This window comes from Microbacterium sp. CGR1 (assembly GCF_051062835.1).
Lineage (GTDB): Bacteria > Actinomycetota > Actinomycetes > Actinomycetales > Microbacteriaceae > Microbacterium.
On the sequence record NZ_JAOTPG010000002.1, the window covers coordinates 270,647 to 285,742 of the forward strand.

17 protein-coding genes are annotated in these 15,096 nt (G+C 69.0%); 1 reads left to right on the forward strand and 16 read right to left on the reverse strand.

Features of this window, described 5'->3' with window-relative positions:
• Positions 1 to 3: 3 nt before the first annotated feature.
• From OD997_RS16205 to coaA, 9 genes are all read right to left on the reverse strand, one after another.
• Entirely contained in the window at positions 4 to 516 is a 513-nt protein-coding gene (locus tag OD997_RS16205) for a hypothetical protein (protein WP_434332603.1), read from the reverse strand.
• The gene (tsaD, locus tag OD997_RS16210; protein ID WP_434332604.1) at positions 516 to 1,586 is read right to left on the reverse strand and encodes a tRNA (adenosine(37)-N6)-threonylcarbamoyltransferase complex transferase subunit TsaD; all 1,071 of its coding nucleotides are present in this window, start codon (positions 1,584 to 1,586) and stop codon (positions 516 to 518) included. The genes OD997_RS16205 and tsaD overlap by 1 nt, the downstream gene beginning before the upstream one ends.
• Complete coding sequence (gene rimI / locus OD997_RS16215; RefSeq protein WP_434332605.1) at positions 1,583 to 2,089, reverse strand: ribosomal protein S18-alanine N-acetyltransferase; 507 nt, start codon at positions 2,087 to 2,089, stop codon at positions 1,583 to 1,585. Before rimI ends, tsaD begins: the two co-directional genes overlap by 4 nt.
• Positions 2,086 to 2,709 carry a tRNA (adenosine(37)-N6)-threonylcarbamoyltransferase complex dimerization subunit type 1 TsaB gene (gene tsaB / locus OD997_RS16220; protein WP_434332606.1) on the reverse strand — a complete coding sequence of 208 codons (624 nt, stop codon included), beginning with the start codon at positions 2,707 to 2,709 and terminating at the stop codon, positions 2,086 to 2,088. The genes rimI and tsaB overlap by 4 nt, the downstream gene beginning before the upstream one ends.
• Positions 2,710 to 2,729: 20 nt before the next feature.
• Entirely contained in the window at positions 2,730 to 3,227 is a 498-nt protein-coding gene (gene tsaE, locus OD997_RS16225) for a tRNA (adenosine(37)-N6)-threonylcarbamoyltransferase complex ATPase subunit type 1 TsaE (protein WP_434332607.1), read from the reverse strand.
• A complete protein-coding gene (gene alr / locus OD997_RS16230) occupies positions 3,224 to 4,330 on the reverse strand; it encodes an alanine racemase (protein WP_434332608.1) in 1,107 nt (368 codons plus the stop codon). The genes tsaE and alr overlap by 4 nt, the downstream gene beginning before the upstream one ends.
• Complete coding sequence (locus OD997_RS16235) at positions 4,327 to 4,686, reverse strand: holo-ACP synthase (protein ID WP_434332609.1); 360 nt, start codon at positions 4,684 to 4,686, stop codon at positions 4,327 to 4,329. Before OD997_RS16235 ends, alr begins: the two co-directional genes overlap by 4 nt.
• Before the next feature lie 73 nt (positions 4,687 to 4,759).
• The gene (gene glmS, locus OD997_RS16240; RefSeq protein WP_434332610.1) at positions 4,760 to 6,607 is read right to left on the reverse strand and encodes a glutamine--fructose-6-phosphate transaminase (isomerizing); all 1,848 of its coding nucleotides are present in this window, start codon (positions 6,605 to 6,607) and stop codon (positions 4,760 to 4,762) included.
• A 57-nt stretch (positions 6,608 to 6,664) separates the two neighbouring features.
• On the reverse strand, positions 6,665 to 7,609 hold the full coding sequence (gene coaA / locus OD997_RS16245; protein WP_434332611.1) for a type I pantothenate kinase: 945 nt from the start codon (positions 7,607 to 7,609) through the stop codon (positions 6,665 to 6,667).
• 36 nt (positions 7,610 to 7,645) lie between these two features.
• Here coaA and OD997_RS16250 point away from each other — a divergent pair, with 36 nt between their 5' ends.
• The gene (locus tag OD997_RS16250; RefSeq protein WP_434332612.1) at positions 7,646 to 8,590 is read left to right on the forward strand and encodes a Ppx/GppA phosphatase family protein; all 945 of its coding nucleotides are present in this window, start codon (positions 7,646 to 7,648) and stop codon (positions 8,588 to 8,590) included.
• Positions 8,591 to 8,641: 51 nt separating this feature from the next.
• Here the strand turns inward: OD997_RS16250 and glmM are convergent, their stop codons facing one another.
• The 7 genes from glmM to truA form a co-directional block, all read right to left on the reverse strand.
• A complete protein-coding gene (gene glmM, locus OD997_RS16255) occupies positions 8,642 to 10,000 on the reverse strand; it encodes a phosphoglucosamine mutase (protein WP_434332613.1) in 1,359 nt (452 codons plus the stop codon).
• Positions 10,001 to 10,014: 14 nt separating this feature from the next.
• Positions 10,015 to 10,500 carry a 30S ribosomal protein S9 gene (rpsI, locus tag OD997_RS16260; protein ID WP_042539158.1) on the reverse strand — a complete coding sequence of 162 codons (486 nt, stop codon included), beginning with the start codon at positions 10,498 to 10,500 and terminating at the stop codon, positions 10,015 to 10,017.
• A gap of 27 nt (positions 10,501 to 10,527) precedes the next feature.
• Positions 10,528 to 10,974 (reverse strand): 50S ribosomal protein L13, encoded by a 447-nt coding sequence (gene rplM / locus OD997_RS16265; protein ID WP_045253410.1) that lies wholly within the window; start codon positions 10,972 to 10,974, stop codon positions 10,528 to 10,530.
• Between the two features lie 176 nt (positions 10,975 to 11,150).
• Positions 11,151 to 11,819, reverse strand: coding sequence for an endonuclease/exonuclease/phosphatase family protein (locus OD997_RS16270; protein ID WP_434332614.1), 669 nt, complete (start codon positions 11,817 to 11,819; stop codon positions 11,151 to 11,153).
• A 75-nt stretch (positions 11,820 to 11,894) separates the two neighbouring features.
• Entirely contained in the window at positions 11,895 to 12,788 is an 894-nt protein-coding gene (locus OD997_RS16275) for a hypothetical protein (protein ID WP_434332615.1), read from the reverse strand.
• Positions 12,789 to 12,953: 165 nt separating this feature from the next.
• Positions 12,954 to 14,246: a hypothetical protein gene (locus tag OD997_RS16280; RefSeq protein ID WP_434332616.1), complete on the reverse strand. Its 1,293-nt coding sequence runs from the start codon at positions 14,244 to 14,246 to the stop codon at positions 12,954 to 12,956.
• Positions 14,243 to 15,091, reverse strand: a complete 849-nt coding sequence (gene truA / locus OD997_RS16285; RefSeq protein ID WP_434332617.1) for a tRNA pseudouridine(38-40) synthase TruA — start codon at positions 15,089 to 15,091, stop codon at positions 14,243 to 14,245. Before truA ends, OD997_RS16280 begins: the two co-directional genes overlap by 4 nt.
• Positions 15,092 to 15,096 lie beyond the last annotated feature (5 nt).

Sequence of the window (15,096 nt, forward strand, 5' to 3'; positions counted from 1 at the left end):
CCGCTAGCCGAGCCTCTCGAACTGCATGCCTGCCCACACGAGCCATCCGAGGCTGTACACGGTCGCACACAGGCCGAGGACGAGAGCCCATCGCGCGATGGCGCGGCTCTCGACCGGTCTCCGCAGAGACATGATCGCCGCGATCACCGCGACGACCGCGATCGGGACGCCCCAGCCCACGAAGAACGACGCTGCCAGAGCGACGATCGCCGCCATCAGCGCCCACGGCGCGAGCCTGGTGTCATCGACGGCTGCATCCGCGGTCGAGGGCTCCCACTCGGATTCGGAACCCACGTCGTCGGCCACCGGTCCGCTCACCACCACCGGCTCGATACCGACCGGTCCCGTGGGCAGCTTGGTGTAGCCGTCACGCCGCGCGCCCGGGATCCGCGCCGATCCGGCCGGGTGCTCGACCTCTCCGCTGGGCCCCTCGATCCTGGGGCGAGGGAGGGCGGCATCCGACACGGGTGCAGGTTCTGCTCCGTGTGGGCCGGGGGTGCGGGGAAGGTCGCTCATCACATCACCGCGACGCGCTCATCGACCTGGATCTCGGTGACGGGAAGGGTCGAGTCCGCGCCGAACGCGAAAGTCGACGGGCGACGACCCGACGCGATCAGCTCGGCCGCGAGAGCGGCGATCATCGCCCCGTTGTCGGTGCACAGAGACAGCGGCGGGATGCGGACCGTGACTCCGACCGCCTCTGCGCGGGTGAGAGCGACCTCGCGCAGTCGACGGTTGGCGATGACACCACCACCGAGCAGCAGACGAGGGACGCCGAGGTCGGCGCAGGCGGCGAGCGCCTTGGTGACCAGCACATCCACCACGGCCTCGCGAAAGCTCGCAGCCACGTCGGCGATCGGCACGGGCACACCGTCTGCCTCGCATCGCTCCACCCAGCGCGCGACGGCCGTCTTGAGCCCCGAGAACGAGAAGTCGTAACGGTGCTTCGCGAGGTCCGACGCCCGGGAGAGACCGCGCGGGAATCGGATGGCCTTCGGATCGCCGTCGAGCGCAGCCCGATCGATCTCGGGCCCTCCCGGATACGGCAGCGACAGCAGGCGGGCGACCTTGTCGAACGCCTCGCCCGCCGCGTCGTCCATGGTCTCGCCGAGCATCTCGACGTCGGTCGTCAGATCGCGCACGTGGAGCAACGACGTGTGCCCGCCCGAGACGAGCAGCGCGATCGTCGGATACTCCAGCGGCTCGGAGTCCGGGGTGAGGATGTCGGCCGCGATGTGGCCCACGAGATGGTTCACCGCGTACAGGGGCTTGTCGAGCGCGACGGCGAGGCCCTTGGCCGCCCCCACTCCGACCATGAGCGCGCCGGCGAGGCCGGGGCCGCTCGTCACGGCCACCGCATCGAGGTCGTCGAGTCGCACGCCTGCCTCGGCGAGAGCCGCATCGATCGACGGCTGCAGCGCCTCGAGGTGGGCGCGCGCCGCGACCTCGGGCACGACCCCTCCGTAACGGGCATGCTCGTCCATGCTCGAGGCGATCGTGTTCGACAGCAGGGTGCGCCCGCGGACGATCCCGATGCCGGTCTCGTCACAGCTCGTCTCGATCCCCAGCACCAGCGGCTCGGTCATGCGGTGGCCTCCTTCGCGGCATCCGTGATCGGCTCGTCGTGATGTGCGGAGCGCGGATGCTGCAGAGCGAGGCGCATCACGATCGCGTCGACGTCATCGGGCTGGTAGTACCGCGGACGGCGGCCGATCTCCTCGAACCCCTCGGACAGGTACAGCCCTTCGGCGCCCGGATTGTCCGCGCGGACTTCGAGGAACACCTCACGGGCCCCTCTCTGCCCCGCAGCGTCGAGCAACGCGCGCAGCAGCGCACGGCCTCGACCCGCGCCTCGGTGCTCGGCGTCGAAGGCGATGGTCTGGATGTCGGCATCCCGAGAGCCCTCGAGGGCGCGGACTCCGCCGTAGCCGATGATCGCACCGTCGAGCTCGTCGACCAGGTAGCGCCCATGCGGACTCGCGAGCTCCAGCGCCATGGCCTGCGAGCTCCACGCATCGGTCGGGAAGGAACGGTGCTCTATCGCCATGATGGCGTCGAGGTCGTCCGGGGTCGCTTCGCGCAGAGTCACCGGCCCACCTTCTTCGGGGCGCCGGGCACGGTCACGTCAGGGTGTCGCAGATAGAGCGGCTCGTCACCGGCGAGGGTGCGCCCAGCGGCCACGGCCCTGGCGCCCACACGGGCGAGGTCCACGGCCGAGAGGGTGTCGACATCGATGCGACGGACGCCGCCGAGGTGCTCTTCCGCCTCCGCGCTCGGCACCAGCCGCGTGTCGACGGTCGTGAGCGGGATGCCGTCGGCATCCGTCCCGTCGAACACCGTGATGGCCACCTCACGACGACGCGCGTCGGTCACGATGGCGAACGGCCCCGTGACGGCATCCCGTTCGATCGCGGTGAGTGCTGCGGCGAGATGGCTCGGCACAGGGATGACGGGAATGCCCCGCCCCAGTGCGAAGGCTCGCGCGGCCGCGATGCCGATGCGCAGTCCGGTGAAGGGACCGGGCCCCATGCCTGCGACCACCTGGCCGATCTCACCGCTCCCGGTCTCGCTGATCGCTCGGACCAGCAGATCTCCGATGACCTCGGCGTGCCCGAGCGGATCTGCAGCGGAGGCGTCGGAGCGACGGGTGCCGTCGTCGTCGATGAGGGCGACGGCGGTGCCCAGGGAGGTGTCGACGGCGAGGATCACCTCTCCAGGGTAGTCGGCGATCAGCCGGTGATCGCTGAGCGTCCGCCGCGCGTGATCGTCACGTGCCGCGGGGCGTCCGCATCGAGCTCGGACGGGTCCAGATCGTCGTCGCCGCCGACGGGGCGCTCGAGCTCGATGTCCCACCAGGTGTCGGCGAGGTCCTCGGCCAGCCCGCGCCCCCATTCGATCACGACGACCGAGCGCGCGAGGTCGAGATCGAGGTCGTCGAGCTCCGCCCCGGAGCCGAGACGGTATGCGTCCACGTGCACGAGAGGTGCACGTCCGACGAGCGAGGGGTGCGTTCGCGCGATCACGAAGGTCGGGCTCTGCACCGGACCGCGCACGCCGAGACCCTCGGCGAGCCCTCGCGTGAATGTCGTCTTGCCGGCGCCGAGGGGGCCGGTGAGGATCAGCAGGTCTCCCGCTTCGAGCTGCTCGCCGATGCGGAGACCGAGGTGCTCCATCGCCTCAGAGGTCTCGATCTCACGGCGCCCGATGAAGGAGGGATCGACGCTCATGCCGACCGCCGTGCGACGCGAGCGCCGATCCGGGTCACGATCTCGTAGTTGATGGTCGAGGCGACGTTGGCCCACTCGGCCGCCGAGGGGACGCCGAGGGTCGGGTCGCCGAACAGCACGACCTCGTCGCCGATCGACACGGGTGCGTCTCCGACGTCGACCACGAACTGATCCATCGCGATGCGGCCGACATTGACGTACCGGCGCCCGCCGATCGAGACGGGCAGCCGACCGGATGCGTGTCGCGGCACTCCATCGGCATAGCCCAGGGGAACGAGCACGAGGGTGGTGTCATGGGGCGCCCGGTGGTCGTAGCCGTACGAGACGCCCGCACCGGCCGGCACCCTGCGCACAGCGGCGATCGCACCACGCAGTGTCATGGCGGGGCGGAGGCCGAGCTCCGCGGACGAACGGTCCTCGAACGGAGAGAGTCCGTAGATGCCGACGCCGATGCGCACCGCATCCAGACGCATCTCCGGCAGGTCGATCGCGGCAGCCGTCGCCGCGATGTGGCGGATCTCCGGACGGATGCCGAAGGATGCCGCGACCGCGACGCCCTCCTCGAACTTCGCCAGGGCGTCACGGTCGTCCTGCGCGGAGGTGTTCGACAGATGGCTGAACAGCCCGATGATGCGAAGTCGTCCGATGCGCTCGAGACGAGCCGCCTCCGCGAGCACCCGACGCCAGTCGGCGGGCGCGATGCCGTTGCGCGACAGCCCCGTCTCGAACTTGAGATGCACGCCTACCGGACGGTCGACGGATGCCACAGCCCCCGCGGCCTCGAGCTGGTCGAACGACGAGATGCCGACCTCGATGTCCTGCTCGGCGGCCTGCTCGAACCGCTCGCCCGGCGCGTGCAACCACGCCACGATCGGGGCGGTGATGCCCTGTCGTCGCAGCTCGAGCGCCTCAGGGATCTCGGCGACGCCGAGACGCGTCGCACCGCCGGCGAGCGCCGCGACGGCCGCGGCGGCCGCACCGTGGCCGTAGGCGTTCGCCTTGACGACGGCGATGACCTGTACGCCGGTGAGCCGACGGAAGTGGCGGACGTTGTCGGTGATGGCGTCCAGGTCGATGCGCGCTTCGCGGAACGGAACGGTCACAGCGGCTCTCCTTCGGCGACGACGAATGCGGCGGCGAGCCCCGCGTCATGAGTGAGGGTCAGATGCAGTCGGGTGATGCCGCGCTCGGCGACCACCTCGGCCGTGGTTCCCGTCAACACGAACTGCGGGCGTCCTGAGGCCTCGGAGGCGATCTCGATCTCGATCCAGTGGACCCCGTCAGAGCCACCGAGGGTCTTGATCAGGGCCTCTTTCGCGGCGTACCGCGCAGCGAGGGACGGAAGCCGCAGCGCCCGCTCCCCCGGTGCGAAGAGTCGCTCCAGAAGACGTGGCGTGCGCTCGAGTGTGCGCTCGAACCGCGGGATGTCCACGAGGTCGATGCCGGTCCCGATGATCACCAGTTCAGCCTAGTCGCGGCATCCCCTGTCGGCCGTCGGCCCGGTCTGCTGACCGAGCCGGAGTCGACGAGGACTACTCGACGGTGACGGACTTCGCGAGGTTGCGGGGCTGGTCGACGTCGAGTCCCTTCGCCGTGGCGAGCGCCATGGCGAAGATCTGCAGCGGCACCACAGCGAGAAGCGGCTCGAACATCGCCCCCGCGAGCGGGATGCGGATGACCTCGTCGGCGAACGGCAGAACCGCCGCGTCGCCCTCTTCGGCCACCACGATCACGCGAGCACCGCGCGCGCGGATCTCCTGGATGTTGGAGACGACCTTCGAGTGCACCACTGCCGAGTGACGCGGCGAGGGCACGAGGACGAAGACGGGCTGTCCCGGCTCGATCAGCGCGATCGGACCGTGCTTGAGCTCGCCCGCGGCGAAGCCCTCGGCATGGATGTACGAGATCTCCTTGAGCTTGAGCGCGCCTTCGAGCGCGATCGGGAAGCCCACGTGGCGACCGAGGAAGAGCACAGAGCGGGTGTCTGCCATCCAGCCGGCGAGCTGGGTGACGTGCTCCTGCTCGCTCGAGAGCACCTTCGCGATCTTCTCGGGAAGGGCCGTGAGCTCGGCGACGTCGACGGAGGCATCCTCGACGGCTCCGCGTACGCGGCCCATGTGCAGGCCGAGCAGAAGCAGAGCGGTGATCTGCGCCGAGAATGCCTTGGTCGAGGCGACCGCGACCTCGGGACCGGCGTGCGTGTAGACCACGGCATCCGACTCGCGCGGAATCGTGGCACCCTGGGTGTTGCAGATCGAGAGCGTGCGCGCACCGCGCTCGCTCGCGTACTTGACGGCCATCAGGGTGTCCATGGTCTCGCCGGACTGGCTGATAGAGACCACGAGGGTGTCTTCGCCGATCACCGGGTCGCGGTAGCGGAACTCATGTGCGAGCTCGACATCGACCGGAATGCGGGCCCACTGCTCGATCGCGTACTTGCCGACGAGCGCGGAGTACGCTGCGGTGCCGCACGCGGTGATGATGATGCGGTTGATGCCGAGGAACAGCTCGTCGAGCCCCTCGAGCTCGGGGATGACGACCTTGTCGCCCTGGATGCGGCCGCGGATCGTGTTGGCGACGGCCTCGGGCTGCTCGGAGACCTCCTTGGCCATGAAGCTCGACCATCCGCCCTTCTCGGCGGCGGCGGCGTCCCACGAGACGTCGAACGGCTCGGCCTCGACCGGGGTGCCGGCGAAGTCGGTGACGGTGACGGCATCCGGGGTGATCGAGACGATCTGGTCCTGGCCGATCGCGAGCGCCTTGCGGGTGTGCTCGATGAAGGCGGCGACGTCGGAGCCGAGGAAGTTCTCTCCCTCACCGAGGCCGATGACCAGAGGCGAGTTGCGGCGGGCGCCGACGACGAGCCCCGGGTGGTCCTGGTGCATCGCGAGAAGGGTGAACGCACCCTCGAGGCGGTTGACCACGCCGCGGAACGCCAGCTGCAGGTCACCGCCGTTGTTGCGGTACTCCCGACCGAGGAGCGCTGCGGCGACCTCGGTGTCGGTCTCGCTGCGGAAGCTGACCCCGTCGGCGAGCAGCTCGTCACGCAGCGCGGCGAAGTTCTCGATGATGCCGTTGTGGATCAGAGCGAGGCGATCGTCATCCGCGAGGTGCGGGTGCGCGTTCTCGTCGGTGGGGCCGCCGTGGGTGGCCCACCGCGTGTGCCCGATGCCGGTGTTGCCGTCCGGAAGCGACGAGTCGGCGAGCGAATCACGCAGCACGGCGAGCTTTCCCGCCTTCTTGCGCATGCCGAGCGCTCCATCGCCGTCGATGACGGCGACACCAGCGGAGTCATAGCCGCGGTACTCGAGGCGGGCGAGGCCGGCGAGCAGGATGTCCTGGCTGGGCCGCGGGCCCACGTATCCGACGATTCCACACATGTGGTCAAGAGTAAGCCGGGCTTTTTGCGAAGGTTCCCAACGAAACCCTCTGACCGATCAGAGCTTGCGGAGCAGCACGCTCTCGACGCTGTGATCGACACCCTTGTTGAGCACCAGTCGGGCTCGGTGCTTGGTCGGCATGACGTTCTCGACCAGGTTCGGCATGTTGATCTCGTTCCAGTACCCGAGCGCTGTGGTGATGGCCTCGTCGTCGGTGAGGTGCGCGAAGACGTTGAAGTACGACGAGGGGTTCGAGAACGCTCCCTGCCGCAGCGCGAGGAAGCGATCGACGTACCACTTCTCGATGTGGGAGGTATCGGCGTCCACGAAGATCGAGAAGTCGAAGAGGTCGCTGACGGCGACATCGTTGGGGGCGGGCGGCGGCTGCAGCACGTTCAAGCCCTCGACGATCACGACATCCGGTCGGCGGACGACGACATGCGCGTCGCGCACGATGTCGTAACGCATGTGCGAGTAGAAGGGGGCCCGCACCTCGGCCGCCCCGCTCTTCACCTCGGTGAGGAATTCGAGCAGCGCCCGGCGGTCGTATGACTCGGGGAAGCCCTTGCGCTCCATCAAGCCCCGACGCTCGAGCTCGGCATTCGGGTAGAGAAAGCCGTCGGTGGTCACGAGTTCGACCCGCGGCGTGCCAGGCCACCGGCTCATCAGTTCGCGCAGGAGACGGGCGATCGTCGACTTGCCGACCGCGACGGAGCCGGCGACGCCGACCACGAACGGCGTGGTCGAGTCGTCTTCCTGCAGGAAGGAGCTCGTCGCGGCGCCCAGACGCTTCGTCGCCGTCGCATAGAGGCTCAGCAAGCGGCTCAACGGCAGGTAGACCTCCCGGACCTCGGCGAGGTCGAGCCGGTCGCCGATGCCGCGGAGCTCCACGACTTCGGTCTCGGTGAGCGGCTGGTCGAGTCCCGCTGCCAATCGCGCCCATTCGTCACGTCCGATCTCTCGATACGGAGACAGCGGCAGCGTGGGGTCGGCGGTGGTCACGCATACATCGTAACGGCGCGCGAGTAGTCTCTATCCGTGCGCCTCGGAGTCCTCGACATCGGTTCCAACACCGTCCATATGCTCGCCGCCGACGTCCGCCCCGGCGGCAGGCCTCTGGCGAAGACCAGCGACCGCACGGTTCTGCGTCTGATGAGATACCTCACCGACGAGGGGGCCATCTCCGAAGAGGGCGTGGCCGCGCTCGAGTCCGCTGTCGTGCAGGCACGGCAGGTCGCCGAAGCCGAGCGGGTGGACGAGCTGCTCGCCACCGCCACGAGTGCGGTGCGCGACGCCCGCAACGGGGCCGAGGTGATCGCCCGGATCGAGGCGGCCCTCGGGCAGCCGCTGCAGGTTCTCGACGGCGAGACCGAGGCGGAGCTGACGTTCCTCGCGGTCCGCCGCTGGTTCGGCTGGTCTGCCGGCCAGCTGCTGCTCCTCGACATCGGCGGCGGTTCTCTCGAGGTCGCGGCCGGAGGCGACGAGATGCCGGATGCCGCGGCATCCGTGCCTCTGGGTGCGGGGCGCATGACCGTGCAGTTCCTCCCGCACGACCCTCCTGGCGAGGACGATGTCGAACGCCTCCGCGAGCACGCGACCGCGACGCTCGCCGAGGTCCTCCCCCGGTTCACGGCGCTCCCCCGCCCGGATCATGTCGTGGGCTCCTCGAAGGCGATCCGCTCGCTGGCGAGACTCGCCGGCTACCCGGTTCCCGGCTGGTCGGGCATCCAGCGCATGGTGCTGCCGCGCGCCTCTCTGGGATCGTGGATCCCTCGCCTCGCTCGCCTCCCCGCATCGGCGCGGCAGGAGCTTCCCGGTATCACCGCAGACCGCACGTTCCAGATCGTCGCCGCGGCGGTCTCGCTGCACACTGCGATGACCGCGCTGGACGTCGACGAACTCGAGGTCTCGCCCTGGGCACTCCGAGAGGGCGTGCTGCTGCGTTACATCGAGCAGCTGAACTGGAACGCGCCACGCGGCTGACCGATCAACGGTGCCACGTGACGCGCTCGACTGTTCAGAGAGAGTGGTGCTTCAGAGCGAGAGGCGCTCCCGCACGACGTCGACCAGACGATCGGCATACGCCTGAGCCGAATCGGCATCCGCCGCCTCGACCATGACGCGGACGAGCGGCTCGGTGCCGGACTTGCGCAGCAGCACCCGACCGGTCTCGCCGAGCTCCGCCACGACCTCGCGGACCGCCGCCTGCACGACCTCGTCGGAGTCGACGGCGTCCTTGTCGACGTCACGGACATTGATGAGGACCTGCGGGTAGACCGTCATCACGCTCGCGAGCTCGGCGATGGTCTTGTTCTGACGCGCCATCTCGGCGACCAGGTGGAGCCCCGTCAACAGCCCGTCGCCGGTCGTGGCGAACTCGCTCATGATCACGTGACCCGACTGCTCACCGCCGAGGGCGTAGCCGCCCGCGTTCATGTCCTCGAGGACGTAGCGGTCGCCGACCGAGGTCTGGCGAACGGTGATGCCCTGCTCGCGCATCGCGACGTGCAGGCCGAGGTTGCTCATCACGGTGGCGACGAGGGTGTCGTCGGTGAGGTGACCGCGGTCCTTCATCGACACGGCGAGGATCGCCATGATCTGATCGCCGTCGATGACGTGTCCCTGCGCATCGACGGCCAGGCAGCGATCGGCGTCGCCGTCGTGGGCGATGCCGATGTCGGCTCCGAGGCGCACGACAGCCTCGGCGAGGTTGTCGAGGTGCGTGGAGCCGACGCCGTCGTTGATGTTCCAGCCGTCGGGGTCTGCGCCGATGACGGTCACTTCGGCACCCGCATCGCGGAAGGTCTCAGGAGACACGCCGGATGCTGCGCCGTGCGCGCAGTCGAGGACGACCTTGATGCCGTTGAGACGGTTCGGCAGCGAGCCGAGGAGGTGCACGACGTAGCGGTCCTCCGCGTCGGAGAACCGATCGATCCGGCCCACGCCGGCGCCGGTCGGGCGGAGCTTCTCTCCTGCCATCGCGTCTTCGATGCGCTGCTCGACCACGTCAGGGAGCTTCACGCCGCCACGGGCGAAGATCTTGATGCCGTTGTCGGGCGCGGCGTTGTGCGACGCCGAGATCATCACACCGAAGTCGGCGTCACGGTCGGCGACGAGGAAGGCGAGGGCCGGCGTCGGGATGACTCCGGCCTCGAGCACGTCGACACCCGAGGACGCGAGCCCTGCCGAGACCGCGGCAGTCAGGAAGTGACCGGAGACCCGAGGGTCGCGGGCCACCACTGCGGTGAGTCGCTTGCCTTCGGCTTTGCGAGCCTCCGCAGTACGGCCCTGGCCCAGGACGACAGCAGTCGCCTGGGCCAGGGTGAGCGCGAGGTCGGCGGTGAGGATGCCATTGGCAAGCCCGCGCACGCCGTCCGTGCCAAAGATCGGCATCGGAGCGGTGGACCTTAACGCTTCGAGTACTGAGGCGCCTTACGGGCCTTCTTGAGTCCGGCCTTCTTGCGCTCCTTGACGCGAGCGTCGCGCGAGAGGAAGCCGGCCTTCTTCAGGGTCGGACGGTTGTTCTCCTCGTCGATCCCGTTGAGGGAGCGAGCGATGCCGAGGCGCAGTGCGCCGGCCTGGCCCGAGGGGCCACCACCGGAGATGCGCGCGATGACGTCGTAGCCACCGGCGAGGTTGAGGATCGTGAACGGGTCGTTGATCAGCTGCTGGTGCAGCTTGTTCGGGAAGTAGTCCTCGAGCGTGCGGCCGTTGACCGTGATCGTTCCCGAGCCGGGGACGAGACGCACGCGGGCGATGGCCTGCTTGCGACGGCCGACAGCGGCACCCGGGACGCTCAGCACGGGGCGGGGAGCCGCCTCGACTGCGTCGGTCTCGGGAGTCGACGTCGAGAAGTTCTGGGGGTTTTCGGTGGTGTCCTGGATGTCAGCCACGAGTATGTCCTTAAGTCTTTACGGCGCTTACTGGGCGACCTGGTCGAGGGTGTACGTCTTCGGCTGCTGAGCGGCGTGCGGGTGCTCTCCACCGACGTAGACCTTGAGCTTCGACAGCTGCTGACGGCCGATGCTGTTCTTGGGGAGCATGCCACGGATGGCCTTCTCGACAGCGCGGACCGGGTTCTTCTCCATGAGCTCGGCGTAGGTGACCGACTTGAGGCCGCCCGGGTAACCCGAGTGGCGGTAAGCCAGCTTCTTCTGGAGCTTCTGACCGGTGAGCGCGACCTTGTCTGCGTTCACGATGATGACGAAGTCACCCGAGTCGATGTGGTTGGCGAAGGTGGGCTTGTGCTTGCCACGCAGGAGCGTAGCGGCGTGCGAAGCCAGGCGGCCGAGAACGACGTCAGTGGCGTCGATGACGACCCAGTCACGCTGGACCTCGCCGGCCTTCGGAGTGTAAGTGCGCGTCACGATAGTGCTGCTTTCTTGTTCGAACGGAGAAGTTCGTGAATCCCACTCCGGGGTGGTTCTTCCCTACAGGGAGGAACACGCCAGTGGAGGGCTCACGTTCGCGGCACTCGGCAGTCGAGTACCAAAGTGACAGCTTACGTCATTCGGAGCAGGATTCCCAATCCGAGCGGCCGCCGTCAGTCGAACCGCGTGGTCACCAGGATCGGGCGGTGGTCACTCAACCCCTGGGGAAGCGTCGTGACGCGTTGGATCTCGAAGCCGACCGACGTCGCGAAGTCGTAGTGACCGCGGAAGACCCGGTAGCGCGTGTAGGTGTGGTCGTCGCTCATCGTGAGCGCGTAGCCGTGCTCGCGCACCGTCTTGCCGAGGTTCTCCTTGAACACCGGATAGTTGTAATCGCCGACCATCAGCTGCGGCAGCCCCTCGCCGAGGGTCGCGAGCTCCGTGAGAGCGGCGCGGATCTGATGGCGTCTGAGCGAGTTCAGCGCGGTGAGCGGCGCCGCGTGGAACGATGCCGCGATGAAGTCGCGTCCCGCGTCGATGTCCCGGAGCCTCGCGCCGAGCACACGCTCGTGCGCGGGCTTCGCGATCCGATCGTGCAGTGATTTCTTCAGCTCGATCGTCCGGATGCCCTGGAGGTGGAACTCGCTCGCACGGTAGAACATCGCGAGGCCGAGTCGGTTCCCCTGCGTCGCATCCGCGAGCGCGAGGTCGCCGACGGTCTCGGGCAGATCAGCGACATCGCACTCCTGGAGGCAGAGGATATCGGGGTCGTGCTCCGAAGCCAGCGCGGCGAGTTCTCCGGCGGCGCGGTGCTTCTGCAGGTTGTACGAGATGACCTTCATCGCACCTCACGGTAGTCCGTCAGGCTTGGATTCCGGTGGCAATACCCGATCCTTCGCATGAATGTCCGCTGCGCGTCACCCGTCATAGCCCCAGCGGATCCCGAGCACGCCCGGCCCGAACCCGTGCCGCACGAGATGAACGGCACCGTTGCGCACCGGCCGCATCGATGACGAGTACTTCTCATCCGTCTCGATGTACTCCTCGCACCAGCTCGGCGGCGCATCGGGGTGGAAGTGCACCCAGACGAGACTCTCTCGAGCCGGTCTCGAGGTGGCGTGCCACGCGGACTGCCTCGGCGGGTACCCGGCGGGGAATGTCTCGGTGAACTCGAACAGGGTGGTCGCCCCCGCCGCGATCGGCTCGTCGAGCGCGATCACCACACCCGAGAGCAGGCGGCCGGGGTGCAGGTACTCGCGGTCCACGCGTCCGCCGACGACGTCCGAGATCACCGACATCACATCGGTCTCGATCGGGGCGACGTCGATCAGAGGCACCTCGGAGATCCTCCCCTTCGTCGACTGGACGAGACAGCGCGTGATCACTGTCTCGACGGCCCCCGAGGCCCCCACGAACACGGTGACGTGGGTGGAGAGGTCGCGGAGCGCATCCTGTGGCGCGGCGCGCAGTGCGTGCAGCGTCTCCTCGGTCTCGCGCCGTTCCCGCTCCTCGTCGAACGGCAGCCGTGGTGGCGCGACGGTCCCTAGGCGAGTCGGCGCGCGCAGCAGAGCGCCCAGGTGACCGCGATCCAGACCGAGGCGGTCCTCGATGCCGTCGACCACGCTCAGCGACTGCGCTCCCTCGGGCTGACGATCGCCGGAGCGCCAGTAGCTCAGCGTCGCCATCGAGACCGGGTTGCCGTCGTCGATCAGCTGACTGCGCAGACGCGCGAGGGTCATGCCCCGCTCGGAGATGGCCGCACGGAGCGCAGCAGCGAATGCGCCGCCCTGATCGTCGATCCGCTCCGTCACAGTTCCCCCGCCGCAGTGTGAATTCGCCGTCCGTAATATCAGCATACGGTTCAGCAGCGCCACACCCCTCGGGCTGCACGAGTCGTCACCGCCGCGAACGGACTGGGGCCCGCCGCGGCGCTCCCGCATCGTGGCCGCCTTCGGGGGAAGGCGGCCACGAATCGGTCATCGGCGCCGTCGGCGCTCCCGCGCGATCTTGCGCGTCTCGTCACCGCCGCGCCCGACGTCGCCGGGGAACAGGGCGTCGCGCGCCAGCTGGCGCTCCCTGCGACTGCGTCGCGCATCCGCCCAGCCGATGATGAAGCCGACGGCGATCAGGACGACAGCGACGAGCAGGACCGCACGCGCGTCCATGGTGGTCCAGTCCGCCCACACGGCACCCGTGCCCACGACCAGCGCCCCCGCACCGACGGCCGACAGCCCGAGCTGCAGGCGGACCATCGACCGGTTGCCCGAGAGCAGGGGCGCGACCAGACTCACATCGACACGGCGAGGCGCTCCATCCGCGACCCACGCTGACAGCGCGCGCTCCCGAGCGAACTGCAGGATGACCCCTCCGACCCACGCGAGGATGCCGAGGGCGGCGCACACCGCGATCGCCGCACCACTGGTCAGGCTCAGCACGTCGATGCCGTTCTCGATCGGCTCGTTCCAGTAGACCGGGTCGCAGGTGCGGCACTGCTGCCTCATGAAGACCGAGAGCATGAAGGCCCCGAGCGAGACGAGCGTCGCGGTCAGCAGGACGTTCCCGATCCGAACGATCGTCCGCGCGCTCGGGGCCGACAGCCAGCGGGGCGCGACGGCGCGCATCGCCGCATCCCTGCGGTCCGCATCACCCTTCTCCGCGGCGGGGACGAGCCGTTTCCACTGGCCCCACTGCTCGTCCATCCGCGCCACGTCGCGCTCGAGGAGGCGTCTACCGAGCCTCCGCACCGCTGCGGCGCCGGTGGCGAGCACGACGATGACGAGGAGAGCGACCCAGCTCTCCCAGTCCTCGCGGAGATCCTCGGTGAAGAACACCCCCAGCGCGAAGATGCCGCCGAGCCCCGCCAGGCACCAGAACAGCACCGTTCCGGTGGTCTGCAGAAGGCCCGCGGGCGGTGCCTGCAGCGCGAGACGCAGGGAACGCTGCGGCACGGCATCCGGGTTCTCACGCGCTGCCGCCTCGACGGCGCGCAGGGCGGCGAAGCGTTCCGCGACGACGGCCAGGGGCACGACGATCGCCAGGACGGCGGCCACCAGAAGGAACACTCCCATGCTCGCCCTGAACAGCGGATCGAGGTCGATCTGCCAATACAGCGACGACAGCGCCTCCTCCCCCACGATGCCCACCACGATGATGCCGACGAATGTGTAGAGCGTGCCGGCGATCAGCCCGATGCAGGTGTCGACTACAGCCCGCCAGAACGACCACGCGCGCGAGGAGACCTCGACGAACTCCGCGCCGTGCCTCTTCACGCGCTCGTGCTGTCGCGGCGGGCGCGCGTCTGCTCGGCCCTGGCCGAGAGCAGATCGTCGGCGGGGTACCCGACCTCGGTGAGCGTCAGCCCTCTGGCCGCAAGCACCTTGAACTCGCTGGTCCTCGTGAGCTCGTCGCGCAGCACGACCAGGTCGGCGACGTCGAGGCGACCTTCGCCGACCGCGGCGCACGCGCCGACGAGCGCCCGCACCATGCTGTGGCAGAAGGCGTCGGCCTTGACCTCGGCGACGAGCACGCCCTCGGCATCTCGGGTCCACCGGTAATCCAACAGGGTCCGGATGGTCGTGGCCTCCTCGCGCGGCTTGCAGTAGGCGGCGAAGTCGTGGAGTCCGATCAGCGTTCGCGCCGCGGCATCCATCGCGTCGCCGTCGAGCACGCCCCGATGCGAGGTGGTGTCATGCCGACGGAGCGGGTCGAACCCCGAGGCCTCGTCTGCGAGTCGGTAGCGGTAACGGCGCCAGACGGCGGAGAAGCGGGCGTCGAACCCCTCCGGCGCGATCGAGCTGCGCGTCACGGTCGCATCGGGGTAGGCACCCAGGACCCCGCGCATGCGGCGGGCGATCGACGCCGCCGGATCCTGCGGAGTGCGTCCCTGACGTGATTGGATGCGGGCCCACTGCTCATCGGTGAGATCGACGTGCGCGACCTGCCCCTGCGCGTGCACGCCCGCATCGGTGCGCCCGGCGACGACGAACTGCACGTCGGAGCCGACGATGCGAGCAAGCGCCGCTTCGAGAGTCCCCTGCACCGTGCGCAGGGTCGGCTGCTTGGCCCACCCGCGGAAGTGGGTGCCGTCGTAGGCGATGTCGAGCCGGATGCGCACGGATA